The organism is Piscinibacter sp. XHJ-5 (genome assembly GCF_029855045.1).
Classification (GTDB): Bacteria; Pseudomonadota; Gammaproteobacteria; order Burkholderiales; family Burkholderiaceae_C; genus Albitalea.
Window position 1 is genome coordinate 74,662 of sequence record NZ_CP123228.1, and the last position, 14,271, is coordinate 88,932.

The 14,271-nt window shown below is 68.6% G+C and carries 14 protein-coding genes; 13 read left to right on the forward strand and 1 reads right to left on the reverse strand.

Translation table 11 applies throughout. The features are described 5' to 3' along the window. Window positions 1-1,068, reverse strand: a complete 1,068-nt coding sequence (locus P7V53_RS00360) for a hypothetical protein (RefSeq protein ID WP_280153491.1) — start codon at window positions 1,066-1,068, stop codon at window positions 1-3. A gap of 113 nt (window positions 1,069-1,181) precedes the next feature. On the opposite strand from P7V53_RS00360, the gene P7V53_RS00365 reads away from it, so the two are divergent. From P7V53_RS00365 to P7V53_RS00425, 13 genes are all read left to right on the forward strand, one after another. Further along, window positions 1,182-2,159 carry a WYL domain-containing protein gene (locus tag P7V53_RS00365; RefSeq protein ID WP_280153492.1) on the forward strand — a complete coding sequence of 326 codons (978 nt, stop codon included), beginning with the start codon at window positions 1,182-1,184 and terminating at the stop codon, window positions 2,157-2,159. 27 nt (window positions 2,160-2,186) lie between these two features. Then, window positions 2,187-2,465 carry a DUF427 domain-containing protein gene (locus P7V53_RS00370; RefSeq protein WP_280153493.1) on the forward strand — a complete coding sequence of 93 codons (279 nt, stop codon included), beginning with the start codon at window positions 2,187-2,189 and terminating at the stop codon, window positions 2,463-2,465. Next, window positions 2,441-3,139: a hypothetical protein gene (locus P7V53_RS00375; RefSeq protein WP_280156653.1), complete on the forward strand. Its 699-nt coding sequence runs from the start codon at window positions 2,441-2,443 to the stop codon at window positions 3,137-3,139. Before P7V53_RS00370 ends, P7V53_RS00375 begins: the two co-directional genes overlap by 25 nt. 48 nt (window positions 3,140-3,187) lie before the next feature. Further along, complete coding sequence (locus P7V53_RS00380; RefSeq protein WP_280153494.1) at window positions 3,188-4,177, forward strand: DMT family transporter; 990 nt, start codon at window positions 3,188-3,190, stop codon at window positions 4,175-4,177. Window positions 4,178-4,254: 77 nt separating this feature from the next. After that, complete coding sequence (locus tag P7V53_RS00385; protein WP_280153495.1) at window positions 4,255-5,862, forward strand: thioredoxin family protein; 1,608 nt, start codon at window positions 4,255-4,257, stop codon at window positions 5,860-5,862. 105 nt (window positions 5,863-5,967) lie between these two features. Next, a complete protein-coding gene (locus tag P7V53_RS00390) occupies window positions 5,968-7,983 on the forward strand; it encodes a M13 family metallopeptidase (protein WP_280153496.1) in 2,016 nt (671 codons plus the stop codon). A 52-nt stretch (window positions 7,984-8,035) separates the two neighbouring features. Next, window positions 8,036-8,407 carry a glutaredoxin gene (locus tag P7V53_RS00395; RefSeq protein WP_280153497.1) on the forward strand — a complete coding sequence of 124 codons (372 nt, stop codon included), beginning with the start codon at window positions 8,036-8,038 and terminating at the stop codon, window positions 8,405-8,407. After that, complete coding sequence (locus tag P7V53_RS00400) at window positions 8,407-9,849, forward strand: alpha/beta hydrolase (RefSeq protein ID WP_280153498.1); 1,443 nt, start codon at window positions 8,407-8,409, stop codon at window positions 9,847-9,849. Before P7V53_RS00395 ends, P7V53_RS00400 begins: the two co-directional genes overlap by 1 nt. Continuing rightward, window positions 9,846-10,619, forward strand: a complete 774-nt coding sequence (locus tag P7V53_RS00405) for an ATP-binding cassette domain-containing protein (RefSeq protein ID WP_280153499.1) — start codon at window positions 9,846-9,848, stop codon at window positions 10,617-10,619. The genes P7V53_RS00400 and P7V53_RS00405 overlap by 4 nt, the downstream gene beginning before the upstream one ends. A gap of 43 nt (window positions 10,620-10,662) precedes the next feature. Further along, window positions 10,663-11,826 (forward strand): ABC transporter permease, encoded by a 1,164-nt coding sequence (locus tag P7V53_RS00410; RefSeq protein WP_280153500.1) that lies wholly within the window; start codon window positions 10,663-10,665, stop codon window positions 11,824-11,826. 241 nt (window positions 11,827-12,067) lie between these two features. Beyond that, window positions 12,068-12,559 (forward strand): GNAT family N-acetyltransferase, encoded by a 492-nt coding sequence (locus tag P7V53_RS00415; RefSeq protein WP_280156654.1) that lies wholly within the window; start codon window positions 12,068-12,070, stop codon window positions 12,557-12,559. Between the two features lie 534 nt (window positions 12,560-13,093). Further along, entirely contained in the window at window positions 13,094-13,807 is a 714-nt protein-coding gene (locus P7V53_RS00420; protein ID WP_280153501.1) for an autoinducer binding domain-containing protein, read from the forward strand. A gap of 121 nt (window positions 13,808-13,928) precedes the next feature. Further along, complete coding sequence (locus P7V53_RS00425; RefSeq protein ID WP_280153502.1) at window positions 13,929-14,072, forward strand: hypothetical protein; 144 nt, start codon at window positions 13,929-13,931, stop codon at window positions 14,070-14,072. The last annotated feature ends 199 nt before the right edge of the window (window positions 14,073-14,271 follow it).

Consider the following 14,271-nt stretch of genomic DNA (forward strand, 5'->3'; position numbering starts at 1 on the left):
TCACAACAGGCTCGCCTGCACCGGCTCCGCCGCCTTGCGCTTCATCAGCACGGCGTGCGGCACGTACCCGCGCGACGCCAGGTTCCACCCCTCGGTGGCCTGCTCGTCGCTGACCTGCTCGGCGCGCAAGGTGCCGAGCTTCTTCGCCATCGCCTTGGCCACCAACGATTCGCATTGCGCCGGCGTCAGCAGCGAGGCCAAGGCCCGCCAGCGCTTGAGCACCAGCGGGTTGCGCCAGGCGTCCTCGACGGCCCAGCGCGTCTGGCGGCTGTCGCGGCGCGAGGCCTCGAGCACCCGCGGCAGAAGGGCGTGGAAGAAGGTGAGGAAGGCACGGCGTGCCGGCTTGCCGGGCAGCAGGTCTTCGAACCGGCTCAGCCGCTGGCTCCAGCCCGGGGACAGCAGCTGCTGGCTGATGAAGGCCTGCAGCGCCTGCACCGGGTTGAACAGCCGCAGGCGGTTCGGCGGCAGCACCAGCATCGGCAGCGCACTGGCCACCTCGTGCGGCAGCGGCTCGACGAAGCTGCACAGCACCGCCACGCGGCTCCACTGCGCCGCGGTGAGGCCGTCGATGCCGCCCAGCCTGCCGTTCTCGATCTGGCGCACGAACTGCAGCGCGTCGCGAAAGCCGTAGCCGGCCTTCGCGTGATTGGCCTTGGTGCTCATGACGACGAGGTTGCCCGCGGCGTAGCCGGCGTCGTTGCGCACGCGGTCGATCGAGGCATCGCTGCTGTCCTGCGTGGCGGTGCTCAGCGCGACGCGGGTGATCGGGCAGTGGCTCACCTCGAGCTGCTCGAGGTAGTGCGGCGTGACCTGCACGAGCTCGACGCTGCGCCCGCGCAGCCAGGCGTGCAGCCGCAGCTGCAGCCATTTGCGGACGGCGCGGGTCGGCTGCAGCGTGCGCGCGCCGAACGCGGCTTGGCCGGCCAGCAGCCCGTTGCGCAGCGGCGAGGGCTCCTGCGCGTACGGCGCCGGGGGCACCAGGCGGTAGTGGGCGTAGTCCCAGCCGAGCTCGAAGCCGATGTGCTCGTGGGTGGTCAGCGTGGGGGTGGCGAAGAGTTCGGTGGTCATGGAGGGCTCCGGTTGCGATGGAGCAAGTCTGTGGCAGGGGTGGCTCATGGCGTGAGCCAGTGGTCGACGTATGCTTCACGCCACTGGCTCATCTGGTGAGCCACACGGATGCCATGGACCGAACCGAACGCTTCTACAAGATCGAGCTTCTGCTGCGCAGCCGCGGTTGCGTCAGCTTCGAGACGCTGCGCGAAGAGCTCGACGTCTCGCGCGCCACGCTCAAGCGCGACCTGCAGTACCTGCGCGACCGCCTGTCGGCGCCCATCGTCTACGACCGCTTCGACAACGGCTACCGCTTCGAGGCCGGCAGCGCGAAGTCGCGGCAGGAGCTGCCCGGCATCTGGTTCAGCGAGCAGGAGATCCACGCGCTGCTCACGATGCACCAGCTGCTCGCAGGGCTGGACGACGACGGCGTGCTGTCGCGCCACCTGCAGCCGATGATGGACAAGCTGCAGGGCATGCTGGGCGCCGACGAGAGCGAGGCGCGCGAGCTGATGCGCCGCGTGAAGCTGATCTCCACCGCGCGGCGGCGCGTGCCGAGCCGCCATTTCGAGCTGCTGGGTAGCGCGCTGGTGCAGCGGCGCCGCGTGTGGCTGCGCTACTTCAAGCGCAGCGACCGCAGCGTCAGCGTGCGCGAGGTCTCGCCGCAGCGCCTGGTGAACTATCGCAACACCTGGTACCTCGACGCCTGGTGCCACGCGAGCGACGGCCTGCGCCGCTTCGCGCTCGATGCGGTGCAGGAGGCGAAGGCGCTGGAAGCCAGGGCCCGGCAGGTTGCGGTGAAGGACCTGGAGGCCGAGCTCGACGCCGGCTACGGCATCTACGGCGGACGCGGCGCCAAGCTCAAGTGGGCCACGCTGCGCTTCGGTTCCGAAGCCGCGCAGTGGGTGTCGCACGAGGAGTGGCACGCCGAGCAGAAGGCGCGCTGGCTGGCCGACGGTCGCTACGAGCTCCAGGTGCCGTACAGCGATCCGACCGAGCTCGCCATGGACATCCTGCGCCACGGCGACAGCGTCGAGGTGGTGGGCGACAAGGCGCTGGTGGCATCGATCGCCGAGCGCCTGAGGCGCGCCGCTCGGTTGTACGCTTGACCCCCTTCGCAAGGAGTCCCCGCACCGATGAAAGCCACCTGGAACGGCGCCGTGATCGCCGAGAGCGACGACACCGTGGTCGTCGAAGGCAACCACTATTTCCCCGAGAGCAGCCTCGACCGGCAGTACATCACCTTCAGCAACCACCGCTCGAGCTGCCCGTGGAAGGGCCAGGCGCACTACTACAGCCTGATGGTCGACGGCGACCTCAATCCGGACGCGGTCTGGTACTACCCGCAGCCGAGCGACGCGGCGAAGGAGATCAAGGGCCGCGTGGCGTTCTGGAAAGGCGTGAAGGTGGAGTGAACACCCTCACGGTCCTCCACCGTCGCCGCCTGCGCGCCATCTGGCGCTCCGCCGGCTGGCCCTGCCAGGACATGGTCGAGGTGGAGCTGCTCGCCGCCGGTTGGCTGGAGCGCGTGCGCAGCGACAGCGGCCACGAGACCTTGCGCGTCACCGATGCCGGCATCGCGGTGCTGGCCGAGACGCTGCAGCGCAACCGTGCCGCGCACGACGCGCACGAGGAGCTGGTCGAGCGGGTGGCGCGGGAAATGACACGCGCGGGACGCCTGGCGTGGCGCGGCCTGGGACTGCGCGCCAAGGTCGGCGAGGCCTGGACGATGGCGATGCCCGACGTCTTCTCGATCCGCCACACGACGGTGGAGGACTACCTCGAGCCGGTGGTGCACGAGATCAAGGTGCGGCGCGCCGATCTGCTGGCCGACCTGAAGCGCGAGACGAAGCGGGCCGCCTATCTGCAGCTGGCGGGCGAGTGCTGGTATGTGATCCGCGAAGGCATCGCGCAGGCGCAGGAGATCCCGCCGGAATGCGGGGTGCTGGTCGCGGGGGAGCACTCGCTGGAGGTGGCCAGGCCCGCCCCGAAGCGCGCGATGAAGCTGCCGTTCCAGGCCTGGATGGCGCTCGCGCGCTCGGCCCCGATGGACGGGTGGCTGCTCGACGATTCGCAGGGACATTTGTAGGAGGGCGGTGAGGGGACTTGCGATTGCGGGCACCATGGCGTGCCCACCATGCCGCCCCGCACCGACACCCTCGCCACGGTCCTGCCCGCCGAACAACATCGACTCGTGCACCGCGGCCGGCAGCGCCTGGCGGCCTGGGCGGCGCTCGCGCTGATCCTGGTCTGGGGCGCCAACTTCAGCGTGCAGAAGGTGGTGTTCAACGCGCTGTCGCCGGGCGGCTTCCTGTTCGTGCGCTACCTGATCATGCCGATCGCGGCCGCATTGCTGCTTTACGCCCGCCACGGGCGCCGGTGGCCGAAGGTGGGACGCGCCGATCTGCGCCAGCTGCTGCGCTTGGGCATCGCCGGCCACCTGCTGCACGTGGGCATGGTCACCTATGGCATCCACTGGTCCACGGCGTTCTCGAGCTCGCTGATCCTCGCCATCGGCCCGGTGTTCACGCTGCTGATCCTGCGCGCCTATGGCCTGGAGCGGCTCACCCGCGCGCAGGTGATCGGCGTCGCGCTGGCCTGCATCGGCGTCCTGGTGTTCCTGTCGGACAAGGTGCAGGGCGGCCAGTGGGGCGCCTCCGGCGGTGACCTGGTGCTGCTGGTCTCGGCGGCATTCTTCTCGTACTACACCGTGGCGGCCAAGCCGCTGATCGAGCGTTACGGTGGCGTCACCGTGATGACCTATGCGGTGCTGCTCGGCAGCGCGCCTGTCGTGCTGGTCAGCCTGCCCGCCGGGCTGCAGGTCGACTGGGCGAACGTGCCCCTGTCGATCTGGGCCGGCATGCTGTGGGCGGTGCTGGTGTCGGCCTTCCTCGGCTGGATGGTGTGGGGCTGGATCAATGCCGTGCGCGGCGTGGCGCGCACGGCGCCGCTGCTGTACCTGATGCCGCCGGTGGCCGGCCTGGTCGCCTGGGGCACGACCGGCGAGCACTACACGGCGATCAAGCTGGTGGGCGCGGCACTCGCCTTGGCCGGCGTGGCGCTGGCGCAGTACGCGACGCCGTCGCCCCATGACCCGGTGCGCGAATCCGTGGCACCCGTCGACTGAGGATGAGCGACACTTTCGGATCCCCGGCCGGCCTGCCCACCCCCGCGCGCCGACCGCATCCCACAAGGAGTTCGTTGATGAAGGCCCGCCTCTCGCTGATCGCCACCGCCGTCGTCCTCGCGGCCTGCTCCAAGCCTGCCGACCCGCCGCCGGCCAAGCCCGCGCCCGTGGCCCAGGCCGACGTCCATGCCGAAGCCATCGCGTGGAAGAAGGCGGTCAGCGACGCCGATGTCGACGCCGCCTTCGCTCAGGCCCGATCCGAGAACAAGCCGCTCTTCCTGTACTGGGGCGCCAAGTGGTGCCCGCCCTGCAACCACCTGCAGGCGACGCTGTTCAACCGCATGGACTTCATCGAGCGCTCGCGCGCCTTCGTGCCCGTGTACGTCGACGGCGACAGCCCCGGGGCGCAGAAGCTGGGCACGCGCTTCAAGGTGCGCGGCTATCCGACGATGGTGCTGTTCAACACCGAGGGCGCCGAGCTGACCCGCCTGCCGGGCGAAGTCGATGCCTCGCAGTACACCCAGGTGCTCACGCTGGGCATGAGCGCGCAGAGGCCGGTGAAGGCGGTGCTCGCCGACGCCAGGGGCGGCGGCAAGACGCTCACCCCCAACGACTGGAAGCTGCTCGCATTCTATTCGTGGGAGACCGACGAGCAGCAGGTCGTGCCGCAGGACCAGACGCCCGCCCTGCTCAAGCAGCTCGCCGCCGCCTGCCCCGCCGACCAGGCCGAGACGGCCGACCGGCTGCTGCTGAAGTCGGTGGCCGCCACCGACGAGAAGGACGCGGGCAAGGCCGACGCCGCCACGCGCGAGCGCGTGGGCAAGGTGATCGGCGACGCCAAGGCGGCCCGCACCCACATGGACGTGCTCACCAACGGGGCCGCCGACATCGTGAAGGCCCTGGCGCCGCCGAAGACGCCCGAGCGGGCGCAATGGGTCGCCACCTTCGACACCACGCTGAAGGCGCTGCAGGCCGACACCACGCTGTCGCGCGCCGACCGGCTGACGGCGCTGATCGCACGCGTGGACCTGGCGAAGATCGACCGGGCCAAGGACGACAAGTCGCCCGTCGTGCTGCCCGAGGCGCTGCTGGCCGACGTGCGCGAGCAGAGCGCGAAGATGGACCGCGAGATCACCGACGGCTACGAGCGCCAGTCGGTCATCACCGCCGCCGGCTACCTGCTGAACCATGCCGGCCTGGGCGCCGAGTCCGACGCGCTGCTGAAGGCGAATCTGGCCAAGAGCCACTCGCCGTACTACCTGATGTCGCAGCTCGCGTCCAACGCCAAGAAGCGCGGCGACAAGGACGAGGCGCTGCGCTGGTACGAGGAGTCGTTCAACAAGGCCGAAGGCCCGGCAACGCGCTTGCAGTGGGGCTCGGGCTACGTCACCGCGCTGATCGAGCTGGCGCCCCAGGACGAAGCGCGCATCGAGAAGGCGACCGCGCAGCTCTTCGACGAAGCCGCCGCGCAGCCGAACGCCTTCTACGAGCGCAGCGCCCGCTCGCTGGAGCGCGTGGGCAGCAAGCTCGTCGCGTGGAACAAGGGCAACGCGCATGCGGCGACGCTGAAGAAGCTGCAGGCGCAGCTCGACGGCGTGTGCGCCAGGCTGCCCGCCGAGGACAAGCCGCAGCGCGACGTCTGCCAGCGGCTGCTGAAGGCGGGCGCGCCGAAGACCTCCGCATAGCCGTTCGCCGTTCACACCCAGGTTCCCGCCATTGGGGCCCCTCGGGAGTGCCGTCCGAGGCCGCCTCCGCTACCCTCGGCGTCCTCCCACCAGGACTCACGCATCGTGAAACTCCCCCTCTTCGCGACCCTCGCGCTGGCCACGAGCCTGGCGCTTGCCGCCGACAACGGCGCGTTGCAATCCGGCCTGGACCGCGCCGGCTTCGACTCCGGCGTGCGCGCGCAGGACGACCTGTTCCGCCACGCCAACGGCACCTGGATCCGGAACACGCCGATTCCCGCCGACAAGCCCGAGTTCGGCGGTTTCATCGAGCTGCGCGACCGCTCGGACGAGCGCGTGCGCAAGCTCGTCGAGGAGCTGAGCGCGAAGGACGCGCCGGCCGGCAGCGTCGAGCAGAAGATCGGCAGCTTCTACCGCGCCTACATGGACGAGGCGGCCATCGACCGGGCCGGCCTCGCGCCGCTGCAGCCCTGGCTCGCGCAGATCGATGCGCTCAAGACCAAGGGCGAGCTGGCCGCGCTGCTGGGCCGGCTGCAGGGACTGTCGAGCACGCCGGTGGAGCCCTGGGTCGATGCCGATGCGAAGGAGCCGACGGTCAACCGGGCGCAGCTCTGGCAGGGCGGCCTCGGCATGCCCGACCGCGACTACTACCTCAGCGACAACGAGCGCTATGCCAAGGCGCGCACGGCCTACCGCGAGTACCTGCAGACGCTGCTGCGACTGGGCGGCAGCGCCGACCCCGACGGCGGCGCGACTGCGGTCTACGCGCTCGAGCGACGCCTCGCGCAGGCGCACTGGACTCGGGTGGACAACCGCGATCCGCAGAAGACCTACAACCCCATGGCGGTGCCCGCGCTCGCCAAGGCCGCGCCCGGCTTCGACTGGGCGGCGTTCTTCAAGGCCGCCGATCTGCCCAGGATCGATCGCGTGGTGGTGTCGCAGCCGAGCTACGCCAAGTCGTTCGCCGCCACGGTGAAATCGGTGCCGCTGCCCACGTGGAAGCTGTACCTGCGCGCGCAGTTGCTCAACGGCTCGGCCAAGCTGCTGCCCAAGGAGTTCCGCGATGCGCGCTTCGCGTTCCGCGGCAAGGCGCTGCTCGGCCTCGAGCAGGAGAAGCCGCGCTGGCAGGACGCCACGCAGGCCCTCGACGCCGCGCTCGGCGAGGCCGTGGGCCAGGTGTACGTCGCGCGTTACTTCCCGCCGGAGAACAAGGCGCGCATGCAGACGCTGGTGACCAACCTGCTGGCCGCCTACGACGAATCGATCGACGGCCTGACGTGGATGGGGCCGCGCACCAGGCAGTTTGCGCGCGACAAGCTGGCCCGCTATGTGCAAAAGATCGGCTATCCCGAGGTGTGGCGCGACTACGGCAAGCTGGAGATCCGCGACGGCGATGCCCTGGGCAACGCCGTTCGCGCCGGCCGCTTCGAGTGGGAGCGCGTGGCCCGCAAGGCGGGCCGCCCCGTCGACCGCCGCGAGTGGCTGCTGACGCCGCAGAACGTCAACGCCTACTACAACCCCAGCCTCAACGAGATCGTGTTCCCCGCGGCCATCCTCGAGCCGCCCTTCTTCGACGCCAAGGCCGACGACGCGGTCAACTACGGCGCCATCGGCGCGATCATCGGCCACGAGATCAGCCACGGCTTCGACGACACCGGCAGCCAGTACGACGGCGAAGGCATGCTGCGCAACTGGTGGACCGATGCCGACCGCAAGGCCTTCTCGGCGCTGGGCGACAAGCTGGTCGCGCAGTACAACCAGTACGAGCCGCTGCCCGGCCACAAGCTCAACGGCAAGCTGACGCTGGGCGAGAACATCGCCGACCTGTCGGGCCTGCAGATCGCGTACAAGGCCTACCGACGCTCGCTGGGCGGCAAGCCGGCGCCTGTGATCGACGGCCTGTCCGGCGACGAGCGCTTCTACCTGGGCTGGGCGCAGGCCTGGCGCAGCAAGACGCGTCCGGAGCGGGCGCTGCACCTGCTGACCATCGACACCCACTCGCCCGACGAATTCCGCGCCAACGGCGCGGCGGTGAACAGCGACGGCTTCCACAGCACCTTCGGCACCAAGCCGGGGGACAAGATGTTCAAGCCGAGCGAGGAGCGCATCCGGATCTGGTAGGCGCGCCGCGGGGCTCGGCTACCCTTGCGCCTTTGCGCCCCGAGGGAAAGCCATGCCCCGCACCATCCTCGACGAGACCCGCATGCACCCGGCCGTTCGCGAGCGCATCGCGAACTGGCATGCCGACATCGTTCACAACGTGCAGGCGGCGTCGCTGTCGAACACGGTGCTGGTGGTCGGGATGGCGCAGAACCCGCTCGTGCGGCGCGCGCGCGAGGCGCTGCGCGCCGCGGGCCAGCCGTTTCACTACCTCGAGTACGGCAGCTACTTCAGCCAGTGGCGTCGGCGCACCGCGCTGAAGATGTGGACCGGCTGGCCGACCTTTCCGATGGTGTTCGTGCGCGGCGTGCTGGTCGGAGGCCATGACGAGCTGCACAAGCTGATCGAGACGGGCGAGCTGAAGCGCCTGCTGGGGGAGCCTTGATGCCCGCCCTTCGAGCTCTCGCAACCTGCGCGCTGCTGGCCTTCGCGTTCTGCGCGCAAGCCAAGGTCGTCGAGCCCTGCCGCGTGCCCGGCATCAAGAACGAAGTGCTCTGCGGCAAGCTCGCCCGTCCGCTCGACCCGGCCGCGCCGAACGGCCCGCAGATCGACATCCACTACGTCGTCGTTCCCGCCCTCGCGCGCAACAAGCATCCCGACCCGGTGGTCATGCTCGCCGGCGGGCCGGGCCAGAGCGCGATCCGCATCGCGCCGCAGGTGCTGCCGCTGTTCACCCGCCTCAACAACCGGCGCGACATCGTGTTCGTGGACCAGCGCGGCACCGGCAAGTCGGCGCCGCTCGACTGCGACGACCTTCGCCACCGGCCGCTCGCCGACGAGGCCGATCCGCAGTTCCAGGTGACGCAGCTCGCCCGCTGCCGGGAGCAGCTGCAGAAGCTGCCGCACGGCGACCTGCGCTTCTACACGACGACCATCGCGATGCAGGACCTGGACGCGGTGCGCCGCCAGCTCGGCGTGCCGCGCGTCAATCTGGTCGGCGTGTCGTACGGCACGCGGGCCGCATTGGAATACCAGCGCCAGTTCCCGGCCGCCGTGCGCCGCAGCGTGATCGACGGCGTGGCGCCGCCGGACATGGTGCTGCCGGCGAGCTTTTCCACCGACGGCCAGGCCGCTTTCGATGCCCTGGTGGCGGCCTGCCGCACGGAGCCGGTATGCGCCACGCTGCGGGACGACTGGACCGGGCTGCTGGCCAGCCTGCCCAAGCCGGTGACGGTGATCCACCCGCTGAGCGGCCAGCCCGAGAGCTTTACGCTGACGCGCGACATGGTGCTGGGCGCGGTGCGCGGCCCGCTGTACCTGCCGGCCGCCGCGGCCGCGCTGCCGCAGGCCATCCACGCCGCGGCACGCGGGCGCTACGAGCCGCTGGCCGGCCTGAACAGCTTGCTGGGCGGACGCAAGGGCATGGCGATCTCGATGGGCATGCACTTCTCGGTGGTGTGTGCCGAAGACGCGCCGCGCCTGTCCCAGGCCACCGACCCGCCCGGCGCCGACTTCGGCGCCGACTTTGCCCGGCTGTACCAGCGCATCTGCGCCGACTGGCCGCGCGGCGCCGTGGCCGACGACTTCTACCGAGTGCCGCCGGCCGCATCGCCGGTGCTGCTGCTCAGCGGCGGCGTGGACCCGGTGACGCCGCCCCGCCACGGCGAGCGCGTCGCGAAGGCGCTCGGCGCCCGCGCCCGCCATGTGGTGGCGCCGAACGCCGGCCATAGCGTCATCGGCCTCGGCTGCATGAGCGACGTGCTGTTCCGCTTCGTCGATGCGGTCGACGACCATGAGGCGCTGGCCGTCGATGCCGACTGCGTGACCCGCGTGCCGCGGCCGCCGTCGTACCGGCCGATCACGTTGCCGCGGGAGCCGGCGCAATGATCGAGGTCCACAGCCTCGCCAGGCAGTTCGTGGTGCCGGCCGCCCCGTTCAGGCGCGTGCCCGCGCAGGTGGTGAAGGCGGTGCAGGACGTGAGCTTCACCGCGAAGGACGGCCACATCACCGGCCTGCTGGGCCCCAACGGCGCCGGCAAGACGACCACCTTGCGCATGCTGGCCGCGCTGATCGCGCCCGATGCAGGCCGCATGGCGGTGGACGGCATCGACGTGGTGTCGCGGCCGCGGGAGGCGCTGGCGCGCATGGGCGTGCTGAGCGATGCGCGCGGGCTGTACCCGCGCCTGACCGCTCGCGAGAACATCGTCTACTACGGCGCGCTGCAAGGCATGTCGCGCGATGCCGCGCATGCACGCGCCGAGGCGCTGGCCCGGCTGCTGGAGATGACCCCGCTGCTGGAGCGTCGCACCGAGGGCTTCAGCCAGGGCGAGCGCATGAAGACGGCGCTGGCGCGCGCGCTGGTGCACGACCCCGCCAACATCGTGCTCGACGAGCCCACCAACGGCCTGGACGTGCTGGCCACGCGCGCGCTGCGCGAGGCGCTGCGCCTGCTGAGCACGCCCGAAGGCGGCGCCAAGTGCATCGTGTTCTCCACGCACATCATGCAGGAGGTGGAACGCCTGTGCGACCGCGTCGTGCTGGTGTCGCACGGCCGCACCGTGGCCACCGGCAGCGTGGCCGAGCTCCTCGCGCAGACCGGCCAGCGCGACTTCGAGGAAGCCTTCGTGCAGCTCGCCTTCGGCCCCCTGCCTTCGTAGGCGGGATGGCCAGCCCCACACCCGTTGCCACGCCGCGCCCACCATGCACCCTGCCTTCATCGTCTATCGCAAGGAGCTCACCGACGCCCTGCGCGATCGCCGCACCCTGCTGGTCGTGCTGATGTCGAGCGTGCTCCTCGGCCCGCTGGTGCTCGTCGCCCTCTCGGTCTTCATCGCCACGTTCGAATCGCGCGCCGAGCAGCGCGAGGTGCACGTGGTCGGCATCGAGCACGCGCCCACGCTGGCCAACTTCCTCGAGCGCCAGACCTACACCATCAAGAAGGCCCCGCCCGACTACGAGCAGCGACTGCGCGCCCAGAAGTACGCTGATCCGGTGGTCGTGATCCCGCCCGACTTCGAGGCGGGCCTGGTCAACGGCGATGCGCCCATCGTCGAGGTGATCAGCGACAGCGCCAACCGCCAGGCCAGCGGCAGTGCCGGGCGCATCCAGCGCCTGCTTCGGGGCTTCAACCGCGAGCGGGCCACCCTGCACCTGGCGATGCGCGGCGTGGCGGCCGAGCTGGTGGAGCCGATGCAGCTCGAAGAGCGCGACCTTGCCAGCACGCAGACGCGCGCGACGCAGTTCACCGGCATGCTCCCATTCTTCGTCATGCTGGCCGTGCTGTACGGCGCGCTGAACGCCGCGCTGGACACGACGGCGGGCGAGCGCGAGCGCGGCTCGCTGGAGCCGCTGCTGATGAACCCGGCGGAGCGGGTGTCGCTGGTGCTGGGCAAGTGGGGCGCGGTGGCCAGCCTGGGCATGCTGATCGCGGTGCTGAGCAGCTTGAGCTTCATCCCCGCCCAATGGCTGCTGCGCAGCGACACGCTGGCCGCGATGTTCCAGTACGGCTGGCGCGAGGCCCTGCTGTTCCTCGCCGTGCTGCTCCCCTTCGCCGCCGCCCTGTCGGCCGTCCTGATGGCCGTGGCCATCCGCTGCAAGAGCTTCAAGGAGGCGCAGGCCAGCACCGCGGTGCTGGTGCTGGGCATCTCGATGCTGCCGCTGGTGCAGATCTTTCAGCAAACCGGCGAGGAGCCCTGGCAGTGGTGGGTGCCGGCCCTGGCGCAGCAGACGCTGATGACGCGGGTGCTCCGGGGGGAGGGCTTCAGCGTGGAGCAGGTGGTGGTGCCGCTTGTGGTGTGCGTAGGGTTGAGCGTGATGGGGATCGTGTTCGTGGGGAGGATGTTGAGGGTGGCGGCGGTGCGGTGAGGGGACGAGCGGAACCTCCATCCGCAGATCTGGGCTGGTGGCGCTGACGCTAACAGCGCGCTTGCCAACGAAGAAGTCTACGCCTTCAAAGCTGACCACTCGCCGAACCCATTGAACGTACTTCGACGCAGGCTAAGACCGACGTAGGCGTAGGCAAAGATGCGTTTACTAGGCTCCACGGTCCACACCTTACAGTCGCCTTTGATACGGGGCTAACGAACCGTGCGATGCATCATTGACCATGATCTTCCACAAACCTTTTGGTCCGCTGATATGGCGGACTTGCCCCTTCGCCCACCTGACACTTGGGGAACTCCAGTTCATCTACATGGCGCGTCAGCAGGTTTTTGTTGTGGAACAAGCATGCATTTACCGCGATGCGGACGGGTACGATGAGCGAGCATGGCATGTGGCCGCGTGGCGCGCTTCGGAGAGGATGCCCGTTGCGTACGCGCGGCTCATCGAGCCAGGTGCGAAGTACTCGGAGGCCTCAATGGGCCGAGTCCTAACGACGGCGGCTGGACGCGGGATCGGACTTGGTCGGGAGCTGGTTCGCCGTGTGATCGACTTGGCCGACCAAGTCTTTCCGAATGAAGGACTTCGTATCTCGGCGCAATCCCGCCTTGAGCACTTCTATACCGAAGCTGGCTTTGCTGTCGTCGGTGAGCCCTACCTAGAGGATGGAATCATGCACACAGAGATGCTTCTGCAATCGGCGACCCCAACGGCATGACATTCCTACGCTGCAGCCCTATGCAGGGCACGCTGTACCTCCGATTGCCACGGCAAGGTGTGAACAATCTCGTTGAGGTGAAGCACCGCCTGCATGCTGGGCAAGACTTCACCGTCTGCGTCCGTTAGTTGCAGGTTTGTCACTAGCGCAAGCGGGTCCGCCATTGCCACGACCCCGCTCTGAATCTCGATCCAGTCCCACGCTACCCCGGCCGCAAGATCGGCCGACGGGTTGCCCCACACAGTTTGCCCACTGCATGGCTGATGTGAGTCAGCCGCGGTGAACACTCGTGTGCCAAGATGTACAAAATGCAGATCTGGGGCGCACTCGGCCTGCCACAATACGGGCGGCCAAGCGCACACAATCCAAGCGGGTGTCATTTGGTCTGCTGGGTCCTGCGCTAGTGGGACAGAGGGGCTTTGGTGGTGTCAGTGTCTTCGGTCCATGCGGGCTTGCCATCTGTAAATCCTTGCACCTGTAATCCCTTGCAGGTTCAGTCGCGGCTCATTTGCGTCCCGAGGTAAGGCGAGTCCAATGCTTCAAGGTGGTTTCACGTCGGTGCTGCAAGTGAAGAGCCGCGACGAGCTGCTGGCAGAAGTCGTGGGGTTCACAAGAAGGCTCGGCTTCGAGACGGTCAACGTCACGGCTGTTGTTGATCGCTTCCGCGGTGAGTCGGATTTCGTTTGGGTCAACAATGCGCCGAGTGCGTACCGGCAGTTATCTGAGACGGTAGAGGAGGGTCGTCGTGATCCCGTCGCCCAGCACTGCAAGCGCGCAAGTGTCCCAATCATTTGGAATCAAGACACCTATACATCTTGCGGTTTGGGTGAGAAGTGGGAAGTCCAAGCTCGCTTCGGTTATCGCACGGGGATTGCTCTGGCACTCCACCTGCCTGAGGGCCGGCACTTCTTCATTGGTGTGGATCGCGATCAAGCTCTTCCGAACAGTTCGGCGGAAGTCACTCGACTCGTTGCAGACCTCCAGCTATTCGCAGTGCATGCACAGGATGCCGCCTTGCGTGTGCTGGTGCCACCCCCACCACAGATGGACTTTCCCAGCTTGACCCCCAGAGAACTGGAGGGCTTGCGGTGGACCATGGAGGGCAAGACAGCGTGGGAGGTGGGCAACATCCTCGGCATCAGCGAACGAACGGCGGTGCTGCACATCAACAACGCCACTCACAAGCTCGGATGTGTCAACAAACATCAGGCAGTCTTGAAAGCTTTACGATTGGGACTAATCCGATGATGCCGAGGCGGTAGATGGCGACGGGCGCAAGCTGTAAGACTTGACAGTTACGCCCTGAGTCTCTTGTTGGTGCAATGCCGACACGCGCAAAACGCGTGTTCTTGCAACTCAGGAGTCCGACATGTCGCAACAGCAAATCCCGGCCGTCCCGCAGCAACAAGCCAAGACATCGACCACTCCCACTGCGCCGCTGCCTATCGATTTGACTCTTCTTTCCAAGATCTGCGGCGGGACGGCAACCTCGACGCCGACGCCAACTTGGTGAGTCTTGATCTTCGGTCCGAAGGGCGAGGCTAGGGCCTCCGCGGTCGCTCGCTGCCCAGGCGCCTACCCGCCCAGTGCCCAAGTCGTAGGCCCGTCCCGCACGCGGCCTGACGACCGGCAGGGGGCGTTCTCTCTCGGACAGACGCCTGCGCAAGGCCCGCAGGCTTCTGTTCGTGCTATCGGTCGAACGCGCTTCACTA